This is a genomic window from Natrinema pallidum (assembly GCF_005890195.1).
GTDB classification, from domain to species: domain Archaea; phylum Halobacteriota; class Halobacteria; order Halobacteriales; family Natrialbaceae; genus Natrinema; species Natrinema pallidum.
Genome location: NZ_CP040637.1, coordinates 2047989 through 2062306, shown reverse-complemented (window position 1 = coordinate 2062306; position 14318 = coordinate 2047989). Strand labels below are relative to the sequence as shown.

Here is a 14318-nt window from a genome sequence, read left to right as displayed (position 1 = left end):
CAGTTGCTGTTTAGTCGTGAACGGAACGATTAGATATAGATCATTTGACGGCAGTCAACTCCGCAAACGGGGACGTTCGCTCGTTTCGGTCGTACCGCCCTGGCTCGTCGGTCGCCGTCCCGCGGTATCCCTGGTCGTCGGAGTCCTCGCGGTCGTACTCGCCCTCGCTGTCGCAGCAGGTGTCGGGGCGACGATCAGTAGCGGCCGCGTCGCCGACGTCGTCGTCGAAACGTGGACCGGGGCCGAACTCCACGCCGAGGTCGTGGCCGCGACCTGTCTGGTCGTCGGCATCGGCGCTGTCAGCGCTGCCATCACCGGCGGGTTTATTCCGACGTTCGCGCTCGTCGCCAGCGTCCCGTTCGGCGTCGGACTCGCTCGGTACGGGATCGAATACACGGTCGGACACATGACGGTGGTCGTCTCGCTATCGGAAGCGTTCGCCGATGGGGCGGGCGCTGCGATCGGTATCGGTCTTCCGCTCGCGGTGGGCAGCTATCTCGTGGGTATCAGCGTTCGACGCGTCGCCGACAGCGACCGCGGTAATTCCGGTCCCGGAATCCGTCCCGAACGAACCTAAGCTGTTACTCCCACTCGATCCGGAAGACCTCGGCCTCGAGCGTCTCCTCGGCCTCGGTGTGAAACGCGAACCGCTTCGCGATCGGGAACGCGGCTCGGAACGCGTGTGTCACCTCGCCGCCGGCGTCCGCGGCGTAGGATTCGACGAACGACTGACTTCCCTCGTTGTGGATCGTGTACGACACGGTCGCGATTTCGCCGGCCGTCTCGAGGAAGTCCCGATCCGCGTGTCGATTCCCGCGTTGAGCACCGAACGGTGGGTTCGAGACCACGGTCGCGTCGGTCGTCGAGAACGGATGCCGAGTGACGTCCCCGCGGAGCCACTCGAGAGTGCGGTCGCTGCCCGCCCCGTGCCCGTCCAGAACCGTCCGTTCGTTCCGTCGAGCCAGGTCGAGGGCTCCCGAGTCCACGTCGATCCCCGCGACCCGGCGGGCCCCGGCCAGCGACGCGGCGATCGCGAGCATCCCGGTTCCCGTTCCGAGATCGATGACTCGCCGTTCGAGGTCGTCGTGCAACCCGGCCAGATGACAGATGTGGGCCGCAAGCTCCGCCGGCGTCAGATACTGCTCGAGGTCGGCCGCGGGGTCGGAAAAGTCCACGATCGACTCGAGACGGCGAGCGAGCGTCCGTCGCGATGGACCGGCCATCTCACGCGTCGACGGCGATGGGTCCCTCGAGAGCGAACGCGAGCCCGTCGCGGTCGGCTCGTTCCGCACAGGCCGCCAACGCGGGTCGGACCTTTTCGGGGTCCGCGACGCCATCGACGGTGACGGTCACCGTGCCGACACCGAGGAAGGACCCGGCGCGTACGTAGCCGCGGATGCGATCCACCTCCGCCTGCGTCGCGAGCGAGCAATCCTCGTCGAAACACGCGTCGACGGTCAGTTCGGCGGGGACCAGCCCCTCGTCGGTCAGTCGCTCCTTGAGATCGCGGAGGTACGCCGATGCCGTCGACTCGAGCGCTGCGGCCTCGATGGTGACCGGCGTGGCATCTGCGGGGTGACAGCGATCGATCGTGGGACCGTGGGACGACGTCGTACTCATTACCGCACCATACATAGCCTGCATACAAAAAGGTTATTGAATTCGCAGTAGTAATGCAACGGACGACCCGACGCCGTCCGCGGACCGACGAATCGGCCCGGCGGGAAGCTTCTACGCCGCGACAGGTTCGAATAGAGTTAAGGACGGTCCGGGAAAGTTACAGGTATGGAGCAGTGTCCGCGGTGTGGGGGTACCGTCGAAGAGCTCTCCCTCGGAGCAGTGTCGACGGTCGCGTGTCCCTACTGTGGGTTCGCCGATGTCCCCGTCGAACACCAGCCGGAGGGCAACGAGCCCGAGTCCTGGCGGGACGCGTTCAACCGCTTCTACGAGGAGTCGGTCGGCGAGTGACCTCGAGGTCCGTCGCTCGCCGTGGCGTCCCGAAAGAATCGCAGTCCGCGGTTGCGAGACTTATTCGTTTGCGGCCGCCGCTTCCGCGTCCTCGTCGTCCTGTCGGTGTTCGGCGTCCTCGTCGGAGCGTGCGGCGACGAGACCACCGCGGGCGACACTGTACAGCGGTTCGTTCGCGTGGCTCACGCCGCTGATCGAGAACGGAATGTTCGCGTCTGCCAGGTGGTCACGGAACAGCGCCTCGAAGCCGCTCGGGCTCGAGGTCCCGCCGGTGACGACGACAGGGACGTCCAGCCCTTCCTCGACGTCTTCCTCGTCGACCTCTTTGACGATGTTTTCGATGACGTAGTCAAGGAGGTTCTCGTAGTAGATCGAAAGCGCCCCTTCGACGCCCCCGACATCGGTCGTGAAGTCGAGTTCGAAGTCGTCCTCCTTGATCGAGGTGACCTTGTCGACGGGCGTTCCGGTCGCGCGGGCGGCCTGCTCGTCGACCCAGTCCCCGCCGCGGGCGACGGAGAACTTCATGACGGGCACCGCGTAGTAGGAGAGACAGACGTTCGTCATCCCGGCACCGAAACTGATCCCCAGGCCGGTGAAGTTGTTGTCCGCGAGTTCGCTGTAGATGACGGACATGCCCTCGTTGATCGGTTCGGAGTCGTATCCCATGTCGTCGAGGAACGACTCGATCGTCTTCTGGTGGTACAGCGTCGAGAGGTCGGAGTCGATCGGGTCGGCGGGGGACGAGAAGTAGAGTTTCTCGTCGGGATAGGCGGGTTCGCCGACGACCTGCTCGATGATGAGTTTCATCATCGGGATCGCGCTCTGTTCGTCGTTCGAGAGGATCCCGTGTTTCATCGGGCGACGGGTCTCCTTGTTGAAAATATTTGCAAAGTTGAGCGCGTCGTCGCCGACGACGTAGACCTTATCGTCCTTGCGAATGTGGAGTACTTCGCTTCGCGAGAGCATCTGCTCGGCCATATCCGAGTACTCGATCTCGACGAATGAGTTACGCTGTTGCACGAAAACTGTATCGTTCCCATCCTGCTGTGCTGACAGGATGTTCATCGTACCGACGTCCAGGCCTTTGGCCATACGTGGGCAAGGCCACCGACGGATTATAAATCTATGTGCATTAATTCCACTTTCATAGGTTACGGTACAATTTCGAATTTCCTCCGGCCAAACGACATTAACTCCGTTTTACGAGAGCCCGCAGCCTCTCGACGAGCCCTGAAAAGGGCTTCGCCACGGTTTCGACGGCACCGCCGTCGTCGTCGGCCGTGGCCAACTCCTCCGCCCGCTGTTGTTCGCGCAGTTCCCGCAGTTTCGCCGTTTGGTCGTCGACCGTCGAACTCGAGGTGGTCTCTTTCGTCTCGCCTCCCTTCAGTCCCTTGAGGCCCGCGACCTGTGCATCGACGCCCGACGAGCGGGTCGTCGTCGTCCCGGCGTCCGAGTCGATACTGACGTCGTCGAGGTCGTCGCTCGAGAAGGAGAGTCGTTTGTGCTCGGTCTGTTCGACGCCGCCCCACGAGAGTTCGACGCCGTCCATCGCGTCGTCGATGTCCCGTTGCACCTCCGCGTCGGTGAGTTCGGGTTCGGCGTCGTCCGCGTCGGCTTCGGTCGCGACGGCCTCGGCTTGCTGTGCCATGTCGAGGTAGTGTGCGATCAGCGCCGCGCCCGTCGAGGCGGTGATCCCGGCGAGTCCGAGGGCGTAGACCGCGACGACGTGAACGGTGTAATTCGCGCCGTAGCCGTTCCAGTGGTGTGGATAGACGACCAGGAAGCCGACGACTGCGCCGGCAGTGATGGCGATGCCGGCGACGGAGGTGTACAGCATCCGGCGCTCCGAGGGAAGGAGTACGACGATTCCGAGCATGGTTACGGGAAGCGCCATCATCGCGAGCGCGTACGCGGGACCGACCCACGCGAAGTAGCTCCCGGACCGCGCTTCGAACGTGCTAGCCCAGACGAAAAGTACGAGGGCGACGATCGCCAGCCCGATCCCGCCGAGAAACAGACCGAAGCCGACGTAGACGTCGGTCCGGTCCTCCGGTTCACCGATGTATCGACGATAGAGGTCGAAGAGATAGCCGTCTGCGGCCTGTTCCGCTGCCATTAACGCTCCGTTTATGCTCCAGTACTATGACTGTTGGGACGAAAAACGAACGATCGAACGGCCCATACGTCGACTCGACCGTCGGACGGCGGCGACCGCTTCCGGTTGCCGAACGGCAGTGGTCGGCGACCGACCCAGTCCCGGCACGCGTTGCCGTCGATTACCGCGAGCACGGTGAACACGCGTGTCTCGGCACAGCGTGCAGTATATACGTCCGTGGGCGTTAGGGCGGCCAATGAGTCAGGAGTCGGAGTACACCGAGGGGGACCTCCGGAACACGGGAATGCGTCTCAAGCACGATCGAGAATGGGACTACGAACTCGAGGAGATCGTCGACGCGATCGAGGAACGGGACGCAACGAAGGTCGGACTCCAGTTCCCCGAAGGACTGAAGCGGCGCGGCCCGGCCGTCGCGGACGACCTCCGCGAACTGGCCGACGACGACGTGACGTTCATGCTCTCGGGCCAGCCGTGTTACGGTGCCTGCGATCTCGATACCTATCTGATGAAACGCACCGACGTGTTCGTTCACTTCGGCCACTCGCCGATGAAAGACACGGACAAGGTGATTTACGTCCCGCTGTTCTCGAACGTCGAGGTCACGCCGATCATGGAGGAGTCCCTCGAGACGCTCGAGCCCCCCGAGGAGACGGAGGGCGTCGGTCTCGTCACCACGGCCCAGCACATGAACCGTTACGACGAGATGAAGGCGTTCTTAGAGGAGCAGGGATACGAGGTCCACAGCCGTCGCGGCGACGATCGGCTCACCCACGAGGGGCAGGTGCTCGGCTGTAACTACGCGAGCGCGGACGTGCCCGCGGACCAGGTGCTGTACGTCGGCGGCGGGAAGTTCCACCCCCTCGGACTGGCGATGGAACACCCGGACAAACACGTCGTTATCGCCGACCCGGTCAACAACGTCGTCACCGTCGCGGATACGGACAAGTTCATGAAACAACGCTACGGAGCCATCCACCGCGCGATGGACGCCGAGAAGTGGGGGGTCATCTTCTGTACCAAGATCGGCCAGGGCCGCTGGGAGATGGCCCAGGAGATCCTCGACGACAACGATAACGCCTACCTCATCACGATGGACGAGGTGACGCCCGACCGCCTGCGGAACTTCGATATGGACGCGTTCGTCAACACCGGCTGTCCGCGGATCACGACCGACGACGGTCCGCAGTTCCACAAGCCGATGCTCACCCCCGGCGAGTACCGGATCGCCGTCGGTGACGAGCCGCTCGATAGCCTTTCGTTCGATACGTTCCACGGCACCTGGTAGCGACAGACGGTCGGTTCCGCGCCTCGCTCGTTCGTCGATCCGATCGATTCGTTTCGATGCGGTCGGGGCGCAGTGAACGACGGTAGCGACCGATTGCGTGCTCGGCAGTCGGACTGAAACGAAAGAGGACGTTCTCCGAAGAAATAACGCCTTTAGTTGAATTTCACCCCACAGAGAGGGGACAAACACTGCATCCAAAGTGGTTTGGAGGAGTTCTTTTGCACGTGAGTCCCCGACTGGTAGTCGATGAGTAACACAGCACGAAGCGGGTCCGCGGCCGCCGCCCGCGACGAACTCTTCGACGCCCTCGCCGATACCCGCCGCCGAACCGTTCTCCGTCTCGTCCGCGATCGAACGCCCCAGGGAATCGGGAAAGACGATCTTGCGCTCCGGTTCGCGGCGGTCACGGCCGATAAAAGACTCGCTACGGTGACCGACGACGACCATCATCGAGCGCTCGTCGCGCTCCACCACCGACACCTGCCCCGCCTGACGGACGCGGGGCTGCTCGAGGAGACCGACAACGGTCTGCTCCGGGTCGCCGATCGCCGGATGATCGACGACCTTGGAGCCGTGGTCACGCGTTCGGATCGGGAGCCGACCGATGCTGGCATCGCCGATGCCGTCTCCGAGGCTCCGGCCGACGGTCGCTGACGGACGCTTTTCGCGGTATACGGGTCGAGCTCACTCGACGTGGTCGAAACGCGCGGCCGCGTCCACCACCTGCGTCTCTCTCAGTCCGATCGCGCCACGCCGGCCGCGCTAGAGCGGGTCGGCACCGCGTCGGCGGAGACGACAACACTTACCCAATCGGTCACCGCATCCTCCCGTATGATCCGAAGCGACTGGGGCGACTGGCTCGTTCGCGACGTGGAGGACGCGACTCCGGACGGCGTCGCGATCTGGTATCTCGGCTGTAACGGCTTCGTCGTCAAGGGCCGCGAAGGAACGACGATTTACGTCGATCCGTACCTCGGCCTGGGTGATCCGCCGCGGACGATTCGCATGATCCCCGTGCCGTTCGATCCGGACGATGTCGAAGCGGCCGACGCGGTGCTGGCAACCCACGAACACACCGACCACGTTCATGGACCGAGCCAAGCGCCGATCCTCGCGAACACTGGCGCGCCGTTCTACGCACCCGACGACAGCGTCGCGGTCGCCCGCGACGAAGAGGCGTGGACCGACGAGTGGGACGTGGCCGGCGACCAGCTAACCGAAGTCGCCGAGGGCGACACCCTCGAGATCGGCGAGTTCACCGTTCACGTCGAGCAGGCGAACGATCCCGATGCGACCCACCCCGTGAGCTACGTGTTCGAGCACGAGGCGGGGACGTTCTTCCACGGCGGGGACACGAAACCCACCGACGAGTTCGAGCAACTCGGCAACGAGTACGCGATCGATCTCGCGGCGCTCGCGTTCGGCACCGTAGGGCAGATCCCGGACAAGCGGACCCGCGACCCGAAGCGGACGCGCTGGTACAACGACGAGAATCAACTCATCGAGTGCGCCGCCGCCCTCGAGTGCGAGCGACTCCTGCCGAGCCACTGGGACATGTGGAAAGGGCTTACCGCCGATCCAACGGCGCTACACCACCACGCGGCGAGCTTCGATCATCCCCGACGACTCGAGATCGTCGAGATCGGCGATCGCGTCGATCTGTCGTAGATCGAGAGTGAATCCGTCCGCACGATTTATAGTAATGGTATCGTAACGTTGGGTCCATATGAGTAGCACCGCCGACACGGATGACGTGATCGAGGTCAGTACTGACGGGATAGCCGTCCGAAAGACGTTCACGGCGGACGAGTTCCCCGTCCCCGCGATTCGGTTCGAAATCGAGTCGAATCGCGATGATCCCGTGACGTTTCAGCTCTCGGAGGATATTCCCGAGTCGTTCCCGATGGACAAGGTCGGGTTCCACCCCGATTTTCACAGCGACGACTGGACGGCCTATCAGGACCACCACGTCGAGTTCACCGCCACGATCGAGCCAGGCGCGCGACTCGAGACGGTCTACGGCATCCAGATCGACGACGAAAGTCGAGCCGCGGCGTTTCTCACCGAGCCGACGATCGTCGAACGCGAGACCGGCGGCGACGACACGGTAGAGGCCGACGAAGTCGATGATGAGGTTATCGACAGTATCGTCTCCGAGGACCGCAATCAGGCCGTCAAGGACATGATCGCCGGCGACTCCGACACCGTGCCGGGACTCGAGGACGACGACGAGACTGACGCCGCAACCGCCGATACGGAGACCGACGCCAGCGAGGACGACGACGGGGGCGACGGCCTCGACCTCGACTTCGACGATGTCGATACCGACCCCGGGTCGACCGATACCGACGCGGGTGACGACGAAGAAACGGACACGCCCGACATCGACCTCGGGTTCGAGGAAGACGAGATACCCGAATCCGACGACGACGCCGGGGTCGATGTCACTGCGGGCGATACGAACGACGAGCCCGCGGTCGAACTCGATCTCGGCACCGACGCGGACGATGCGGGGACGGACGACGCCGGACCCGGCGAGACCGGAGTGGCCGACGGTGACGACGCCACGGCGGACGAGGACGCCGAGCCCGAAATCGACCTCGGACTCGAGGAGGCGGCTGCCGCCGCCGACGAAGACGAAATCGCGTCGGAGCCCGAGTCGGACCCCGTCGAATCCATCGCGGAAACCGACGAGTCGGACGATGCAAGCGAGGACGCCGACGCCGAGTCGGCGCTCGACACCGATCTCGAGACCGAACTCGAGGCTGACGATTCGGAACCCGAGTCGGACACGGACGAGACGGAGGCCGAGCCGGTTCCCGATACGGATGACACGGACGCCGAGTCGGTTACCGACGCGGATGACGCGGAACCCGAGTTAGCTACCGATACGGTCGAGAGCGACGACGAGCCGGCTGCCGACGAGGGATCGGTCGACGACGCTTCCGCGACGGCTGACAACGCCTCGAGCGACGCTTCCGAGACGGTGACCGAGCCGGCACGCGCGGACGCATCCGACGATGCGGCGGCCAACGCCGACGCCATCGACGGCTCGATCGCGACCCGCCTCGCGGCCGAAATCCGCGACGGGACGGTCGACGACGACGATCTCGAAACCGTTCGGACAGCACTCGATCTCGAGCCTTCGGGGCCCGAGATCGCGAAAGTCGAGTACCTCCAGTCCCGCGTCGAGGAAGTCGCCGCCTACACCGACGCGATCGAAACGTTCCTCGAGGAGAACGGCACGGGCGCACACCTTATCGAGGAGTTCCAGACCGATCTCGAGGCGCTGGAAGCCGACCTCGCGTCGGTGGACGAGCGACTCGGCGGAACGGAATCACGGGTCGCCGACCTCGACGGCGACGTCACTGATCTCAGCGAGTGGAACGCCGACCTCGAGGCTGATCTGAACGCGGTCGACGACGACGTGGACGACCTCGAAGCGACCGTCGACGACCTCGCGGCCGATCTCGATGGGGTCGACGACGAGGTCGAAACGGTAGCCAGCGGGCTCGAAACGGTCGAAGAAACCGTCGACACCGTCGAGGGCGACCTGGAAACCGTCGAATCGGATGTCGAATCGGTCGAGGGGGCCGTCGAGTCCGTGGAGGCCGACATCGCGGACGTCGAAGATGGACTCGAAGACGTCGCGGACGACCTCGAAGACGTAGAAGACGATGTCGAGTCGGTCGAGGACGAACTCGAGGACGTGAAAGCGGACGTGACGGACATCCAGGAGTGGCGCGACCAACTCGGCTCGATGTTCTCGGACTGAATCGGTCACGGTTCCGGCCCGAGATGCGGCTATTCCGGAAACACAACTCGTTTATCCGTCGGCAGTAGACCATCGGTCGATGGGCGAGACGATACCGATCGCTGTGCCGCGCAAAGGCAGACCCCTCGAGTCGGTACTCGACCGACTCGCTGACCGTCTCGGGGTCCCTGGACTCGCGGACGACATTACGTCGACGCTTCGCCACGAAAAGGCGCTCACGAAGGGGAGCATAGACCCCGACGAGGAGGACGTCTACCATCGTCTCGCCGACTACAGCGCCGTCGACGATCCGACCGAGCCCGAGTACACGCTGGTGCGGGACGACCGGGCCGGCAAACCGCGCCGAATCGTCTTCGACAGTGTGACGGTTCCGCTGACGGGCGTCGAAGGGGCTCCCGACGACGCGACGATCCAGCTCGTCGGTCGCGAAGAGCCGTTTCGCTCCCTGCGGACCCACGAGTTCGCGCTCGGATTCGACAGCGCCGATCTCGTCCTCGAGGAAGTCGTCGAACTCAGGCCGGAGCCGCTCGGCCGGATCGCCGATATCAACGCTCGGATCGATCCCTCCGACACCGACGTACAGGTCGTCACCGGCCTCGGCGATACCGTCTATCACACGCTGTTGGCTACGCCCGAAGTCGCTCCGGCTTCTGGATCGCTCGATCGCGATTTTCTCGAGTACTACGAGGGATCGCTCTGTATCGAACCGAGATACGAACGGCTCGTACAAGCGGTTCTCGGCACGCGAGCGCTGGCCGGGATCGACTTCCGCTACCCCGAAGAGGGCCGCGAAGAAGAAGCCGCCATCGCCGATGCGGGGCTGGGCGTTTACTTGACGGTGACCGGTTCGACCGCACGCGAACACGGACTCTTGCTGGGCGAACAGTTGTTCCCCAGCGAGACGGTATTGCTCGAGAACGCAGCGGAGACGACCGAGACGGTTGCGCTCGTTCGAGCGCTATTGAACGGCGGCGACCTCGAGACGGAACTCGCGGTCAGCCGGTAGCGGACCCGTTCGGTCGTCGACACCCGACGATATCGTCAACTCGATGCCGTCCACGGGTCTCCGCGTGACGCGTCGACCCTACGAAAGCAAGATGGAGCCGAATACCGGGGTCCATCAGCTGACACGGTGTCCGCTGGTCGATTTGTGGCATGGACATCACAAAATCGCCCTGCCTCACTTTGCCGCGTAACGACACGGCCAGCGTGGTAGCCTAGTAGAGTATTACACGCGAATATAAGTGGCTGGTCGCAATACGCTGTTGTATGATTGCTAAGCGATTTGACGTGCTCCTGCTTGACCTTGACGGGGTGGTCTACCTCGGGGATGAGCCACTACCTGATGCGGTTGACTCGATAAACCGTCTCTACGAGTTGGACAAGGAGATACGGTTTCTGACGAATGATCCACGTCCGACGCGACGGACGATTGCGAGCGATCTTCGAGAGTTGGGGATCAACGCGCAGGAAGACGAGATTGTCACGGCAGGCTGGGCGACTGCGAAGTATCTCGCCCAGCAGGGTGTGACCACGGCCGCTGTCGTCGGCAGTGAGGGTTTGGAAACCGAACTCCAGTCAGAGGGGGTTGAGGTCACGGACAGTGATCCGGAAGCGATGGTTGTCGGCGCGGATGAAGGGACATCCTATCGGGACATCCGGCGGGCGACGAGGCATATTGATCAGGGAGCAGTGTTCGTGGGCACCAATCCCGATGGATCGTTCCCGACTCCAGATGGCCCTGCACCCGGTGCCGGGGCCGTCGTCCGAGCGGTCGAAGCGGCCGCAGGAACGGAGCCGACGGTCGTCGGGAAACCTGAACCACTCATGTTCGAGATGGCCCTCAATGGACTGGGTGACGATGTGCGCGCTGTCGTGATCGGGGATACTCCGGCCACGGACGTTCTCGGTGCTCACCGCGCGGGACACACCGGGATTTTGGTTGCTGATGAGGAACCGACTGCTGCATCCGCTCGTGACCTACAGGTCCCAGACCTGACGATTTCGACGCTTGCCGATCTGTTCACGGAGGGAATCGAAACGTGGGAATCACCTCCGTATTCTTGGCCGGACGAGATTCGTCCGGGCGTCGCTGCGGTCGTGCGTAACGATGCGGATGAGGTGCTATTGATGAAACGCGCTGATAAGAGACAGTGGGCGCTTCCGATGGGTTCGGTCGAACGGTGCGAGCCGGTTCGGGAGGCAATCTCACGAGAAGTCATGGAGGAAACGGGGCTTCACGTCGAGGTTGAGGAGTTGGCGGGCGTGTATTCCCATCCGGCGCAGCAGGTGTTTTCGTACTCATCCGGGAAGACAGTCCACTTCGTCACGAACTGCTTCCGGTGCACCATCGAAGAGGGAACACCTGAAGCCGATGAGGAGGAAGCCCTTGAGGTTGGATTCTTCGACGTGAACGACCTGCCGCCCGACATCCTTTCGATGCAGCCGCAGTGGATCGCCGATGCTATCGATATCAGCGGTTCACCTGCAGTTCGATAAGTACCGCTGCGGCGGAGTCGCACGCGCTGTACCCACGATCGCGAGCGAGCCCGATGAGGAAAGCCGGCGGCATATTGATATCGCACTATGGGGTTTACGAGTTGTATTCGGGATGGAACGATTGAGTCGTAGCGTAGTAAATACGCAACGTTCCGAACGACTGGCGCGGAACTGACCGAACGGCGACCCAGGTCCACCGCAGACGTGGTCATCGGTTCACGATCCGTTCTCGTTACCGAGTCACCTCGTAGATACACTCGAGGTACGTCTCTCGAACCCGGTCTCCCCAGTTGTGGGTGTAGGTGTCGATCACGTCGCCGGCGACATCGCCGCGGAGGTACTGGACGATCCCCCGATCGCCGGTGCGATCCCGCAGATGGGTGGTGAAGAAGTGCCGGAAGTAGTGTGGCGTCACGTTCTCCTCGGTACCGCCGCCGGTTCGGTACCACCCGTGCTCTCGAGCGTGTGTCTCGACGAAATAGCGCACGTCCGACGGCGTGAGCCGCTGGCCCCACGAGTCGCGCGTATCGAGAAAGAGCGGCCGTGCCCCCGAGACCGCATCCGGTCGAATCGCCAGCCACTCGAGCAGTACGCGTCGAAGTTCGTCGTCGACTGGAACGACCGTCTCCCGCTTTCGCTTGTTCGAGGCCGTCCGTTCCTCACCGTTGACGGTCGTTCCGCGGGCGGGCTCGGCCGAGACGAACAGCGACGACGGCCGCCGCTCGAGTCCGACGCGGGGCGTCCACTCGAGGTCGAGCGCCGGGATCTCGAGGTGAAGATCACGCAGATCGAGATTGCACAGTTCGCCGACACGCATCCCCGTCTTCAGGAGGGTAACGACGACGGCCCGCTCGAGGGGATGGGCGATCGAGTCGACGAACGATCGCATTTCGCCGACCGAGAGGTCCCGTCTCGTCGGATTCGTATCGATCGATTCGGACATCTCTTCCATGACCACCCCCATCGGGTTGCCGTCGAAGACGCCGACGCGGGTCATGTAATCGTAAAACCGGTTGAGATACGAGGCGTAGGTCGCGATCGTGCTGGATTCGAACTCGCCGCGCAGCGAGTGAATCCAGGCCATACACTCGCGACGCTGGGCCGCACCGATCGCCTCACTGTCAAAGCGTTCCCGGACGAACGTCTCGAATCGCCGGAGCACACGTTCGTAGGCCTCGAGGGTCCGCTCGCTTTTCCCGTGGTATCGCTGATCGTCGAGGAAGTACTCGATCGGATCGGCCACGTCCGCCGGGGCGTCGGTCCGCGGTTCAGTCACCATCGCCACCACCGTCGACGGTCGTGTACCCGCCGTGGCGTCCGCTGTATCGAATCCGGTTTGCCGACTGCAGTTCTTCGAGCGTCTCGTCCAGTCGCGACTCGATGTCGTCGGCGACCGCCTCGAGGAGTTCGTCCCAGGAATACGTGTCAGCGGACAGTAGTTCGAGGACCTGTGTCTCGAGGCCGTTACCCCCAGGGTCTGGGGCCGCAGAATCGGGTTCCGTTGAGCCGGATTCGAACCCCCGACGGCCGGCCTGAACCATCGTCCGAACGAACTCGCTTTGGCTCATGTCGAGGCGGTCAGCATGGGATTGCCACTCCTCCTTTTGATAGGTCGGAACGTATGTTTTGACCGCAGTCTTCTCAGTGTCCGTCGAATCGCCCATGCGCCATCCATCAGAGGCGACGATATTCAATCTGCCTATTATTCGAGCTAAGTGAGCTTATATCGAGCCGTAGGCCCATTTCTGAGACCGTCAAAATCCACCGCTGTACTGCGATTCTCTTGTGCACAGTGCACTAATTGAGGGCGGTATCGGCTCTTACCGGTGCACTGTGCACGGGGGGTTTCCGGGGGTTCTCGCCTCCGATTTGTGACAGTGGTCGCGATCATGCTGCGATCTCCTCGCGATCGTCGTCGACGTCGATCATCTCCTCGGCGTTCTCGAGCTCGGCGAAGAGCTCGAGCGCTTGGTCGATCGTGTCCTCAAGGGAGTCGTTATCGCACTGTTCGTGAGCTTCCAGTAGCCTGTCGTCGTCGACGTGGATGAGCGTCATTGGATATCGTCTCCGTTGCGGTCTGGGTTCGTGGGAACGGTTCCGGGCTCGTCGCCCGTCTCTCGGGCGGATACAACCCACCCGTTCGATGCGAAGTCGCGCATGTCCGCAGTCTTGCGATCGAGATGATACGGTGCCGAGACAACTCCCCACGGGTCGAACTCGGGGCCGCCGAGGGCAGTGATATAAAGTCGTGTCCAGCTGTCCTCTCGTGGCTTCTCGACCAGGTTGATCCGATGGTCGAACCCAGCCACATCGTGTTCATGCTGGAGGACGTACAGCGACGTCTCAGCGTGTGCCTCAGCCGCTCCGATATCTATCGCGACGATGTCCCCCTGTTCGACCGTCGACAGCGTCTCCGTGATCGCCTCGATGTCTCGGTCGGGTTCCGAGATCTTGTCGTGATCGAAGTCGACGCCGTTGATCGGCTCGTAGTCGTCGCCGTGGATCTTGTCCCAGTTGCCCTCGGCGAGCGAGGTAGGGACCGTCACCGGCGCGTCGGGGTCGATCGCCGCACCACACTCGAGGCAGGTGTCTCCGTTTGCGTCAATCTCCTCGAGGGAACTGTGTGCTCCACAGCTCTGGCACTCGACGATCGCGACCGTCACGCGAGACCACCT

At 63.1% G+C, this 14318-nt stretch carries 16 protein-coding genes; 8 read left to right on the top strand and 8 right to left on the bottom strand.

What is annotated here, in order from left to right:
• Positions 1-16: 16 nt before the first annotated feature.
• Positions 17-577: a hypothetical protein gene (locus FGF80_RS10320; protein ID WP_238705274.1), complete on the top strand. Its 561-nt coding sequence runs from the start codon at positions 17-19 to the stop codon at positions 575-577.
• Positions 578-581: 4 nt separating this feature from the next.
• Here FGF80_RS10320 and FGF80_RS10315 read toward each other — a convergent pair whose 3' ends face one another.
• Together FGF80_RS10315 and FGF80_RS10310 are read right to left on the bottom strand one after the other, a co-directional pair.
• Positions 582-1223 carry an METTL5 family protein gene (locus FGF80_RS10315; protein WP_138653828.1) on the bottom strand — a complete coding sequence of 214 codons (642 nt, stop codon included), beginning with the start codon at positions 1221-1223 and terminating at the stop codon, positions 582-584.
• A gap of 1 nt (position 1224) precedes the next feature.
• Entirely contained in the window at positions 1225-1620 is a 396-nt protein-coding gene (locus FGF80_RS10310) for a hypothetical protein (protein WP_138653826.1), read from the bottom strand.
• 165 nt (positions 1621-1785) lie between these two features.
• Here FGF80_RS10310 and FGF80_RS10305 point away from each other — a divergent pair, with 165 nt between their 5' ends.
• Positions 1786-1968 (top strand): hypothetical protein, encoded by a 183-nt coding sequence (locus tag FGF80_RS10305; RefSeq protein ID WP_138653824.1) that lies wholly within the window; start codon positions 1786-1788, stop codon positions 1966-1968.
• A 60-nt stretch (positions 1969-2028) separates the two neighbouring features.
• Here the strand turns inward: FGF80_RS10305 and FGF80_RS10300 are convergent, their stop codons facing one another.
• On the bottom strand, positions 2029-3060 hold the full coding sequence (locus FGF80_RS10300; protein ID WP_006184086.1) for a disk-shape morphogenesis protein volactin: 1032 nt from the start codon (positions 3058-3060) through the stop codon (positions 2029-2031).
• A gap of 97 nt (positions 3061-3157) precedes the next feature.
• Positions 3158-4084 (bottom strand): DUF7139 domain-containing protein, encoded by a 927-nt coding sequence (locus FGF80_RS10295; protein WP_006184087.1) that lies wholly within the window; start codon positions 4082-4084, stop codon positions 3158-3160.
• A 235-nt stretch (positions 4085-4319) separates the two neighbouring features.
• Here FGF80_RS10295 and dph2 point away from each other — a divergent pair, with 235 nt between their 5' ends.
• The 6 genes from dph2 to FGF80_RS10260 all read left to right on the top strand — a co-directional run bounded on the left by dph2 (position 4320) and on the right by FGF80_RS10260 (position 11643).
• On the top strand, positions 4320-5369 hold the full coding sequence (dph2, locus tag FGF80_RS10285; RefSeq protein WP_006184088.1) for a diphthamide biosynthesis enzyme Dph2: 1050 nt from the start codon (positions 4320-4322) through the stop codon (positions 5367-5369).
• Between the two features lie 246 nt (positions 5370-5615).
• On the top strand, positions 5616-6023 hold the full coding sequence (locus FGF80_RS10280; protein WP_006184089.1) for a DUF7344 domain-containing protein: 408 nt from the start codon (positions 5616-5618) through the stop codon (positions 6021-6023).
• A 177-nt stretch (positions 6024-6200) separates the two neighbouring features.
• A complete protein-coding gene (locus FGF80_RS10275) occupies positions 6201-7037 on the top strand; it encodes an MBL fold metallo-hydrolase (protein ID WP_138653822.1) in 837 nt (278 codons plus the stop codon).
• A gap of 58 nt (positions 7038-7095) precedes the next feature.
• Positions 7096-9144, top strand: a complete 2049-nt coding sequence (locus FGF80_RS10270) for a midas domain-containing protein (protein WP_138653820.1) — start codon at positions 7096-7098, stop codon at positions 9142-9144.
• A gap of 79 nt (positions 9145-9223) precedes the next feature.
• Positions 9224-10150, top strand: coding sequence for a hypothetical protein (locus tag FGF80_RS10265; RefSeq protein ID WP_006184092.1), 927 nt, complete (start codon positions 9224-9226; stop codon positions 10148-10150).
• A gap of 263 nt (positions 10151-10413) precedes the next feature.
• Entirely contained in the window at positions 10414-11643 is a 1230-nt protein-coding gene (locus tag FGF80_RS10260; RefSeq protein ID WP_138653818.1) for an HAD-IIA family hydrolase, read from the top strand.
• A 232-nt stretch (positions 11644-11875) separates the two neighbouring features.
• On the opposite strand, the gene FGF80_RS10255 is transcribed toward FGF80_RS10260, so the two are convergent.
• The 4 genes from FGF80_RS10255 to FGF80_RS10245 all read right to left on the bottom strand — a co-directional run bounded on the left by FGF80_RS10255 (position 11876) and on the right by FGF80_RS10245 (position 14306).
• A complete protein-coding gene (locus tag FGF80_RS10255) occupies positions 11876-12922 on the bottom strand; it encodes a tyrosine-type recombinase/integrase (RefSeq protein ID WP_138653816.1) in 1047 nt (348 codons plus the stop codon).
• A complete protein-coding gene (locus tag FGF80_RS10250) occupies positions 12912-13307 on the bottom strand; it encodes a DUF5805 domain-containing protein (protein ID WP_138653814.1) in 396 nt (131 codons plus the stop codon). The genes FGF80_RS10255 and FGF80_RS10250 overlap by 11 nt, the downstream gene beginning before the upstream one ends.
• A gap of 223 nt (positions 13308-13530) precedes the next feature.
• Positions 13531-13698: a hypothetical protein gene (locus tag FGF80_RS19165; RefSeq protein ID WP_175417018.1), complete on the bottom strand. Its 168-nt coding sequence runs from the start codon at positions 13696-13698 to the stop codon at positions 13531-13533.
• Positions 13695-14306 carry a hypothetical protein gene (locus FGF80_RS10245; protein WP_138653812.1) on the bottom strand — a complete coding sequence of 204 codons (612 nt, stop codon included), beginning with the start codon at positions 14304-14306 and terminating at the stop codon, positions 13695-13697. The genes FGF80_RS19165 and FGF80_RS10245 overlap by 4 nt, the downstream gene beginning before the upstream one ends.
• Positions 14307-14318 lie beyond the last annotated feature (12 nt).

Coding starts and splice junctions, on each gene's coding strand:
- FGF80_RS10315 (WP_138653828.1), bottom strand. CDS start 1,223: ATGGCCGGTCCATCGCGACGGACGCTCGCTCGCCGTCTCGAGTCGATC.
- FGF80_RS10310 (WP_138653826.1), bottom strand. CDS start 1,620: ATGAGTACGACGTCGTCCCACGGTCCCACGATCGATCGCTGTCACCCC.
- FGF80_RS10305 (WP_138653824.1), top strand. CDS start 1,786: ATGGAGCAGTGTCCGCGGTGTGGGGGTACCGTCGAAGAGCTCTCCCTC.
- FGF80_RS10300 (WP_006184086.1), bottom strand. CDS start 3,060: ATGGCCAAAGGCCTGGACGTCGGTACGATGAACATCCTGTCAGCACAG.
- FGF80_RS10295 (WP_006184087.1), bottom strand. CDS start 4,084: ATGGCAGCGGAACAGGCCGCAGACGGCTATCTCTTCGACCTCTATCGT.
- dph2 (WP_006184088.1), top strand. CDS start 4,320: ATGAGTCAGGAGTCGGAGTACACCGAGGGGGACCTCCGGAACACGGGA.
- FGF80_RS10280 (WP_006184089.1), top strand. CDS start 5,616: ATGAGTAACACAGCACGAAGCGGGTCCGCGGCCGCCGCCCGCGACGAA.
- FGF80_RS10275 (WP_138653822.1), top strand. CDS start 6,201: ATGATCCGAAGCGACTGGGGCGACTGGCTCGTTCGCGACGTGGAGGAC.
- FGF80_RS10270 (WP_138653820.1), top strand. CDS start 7,096: ATGAGTAGCACCGCCGACACGGATGACGTGATCGAGGTCAGTACTGAC.
- FGF80_RS10265 (WP_006184092.1), top strand. CDS start 9,224: ATGGGCGAGACGATACCGATCGCTGTGCCGCGCAAAGGCAGACCCCTC.
- FGF80_RS10260 (WP_138653818.1), top strand. CDS start 10,414: ATGATTGCTAAGCGATTTGACGTGCTCCTGCTTGACCTTGACGGGGTG.
- FGF80_RS10255 (WP_138653816.1), bottom strand. CDS start 12,922: ATGGTGACTGAACCGCGGACCGACGCCCCGGCGGACGTGGCCGATCCG.
- FGF80_RS10250 (WP_138653814.1), bottom strand. CDS start 13,307: ATGGGCGATTCGACGGACACTGAGAAGACTGCGGTCAAAACATACGTT.
- FGF80_RS19165 (WP_175417018.1), bottom strand. CDS start 13,698: ATGACGCTCATCCACGTCGACGACGACAGGCTACTGGAAGCTCACGAA.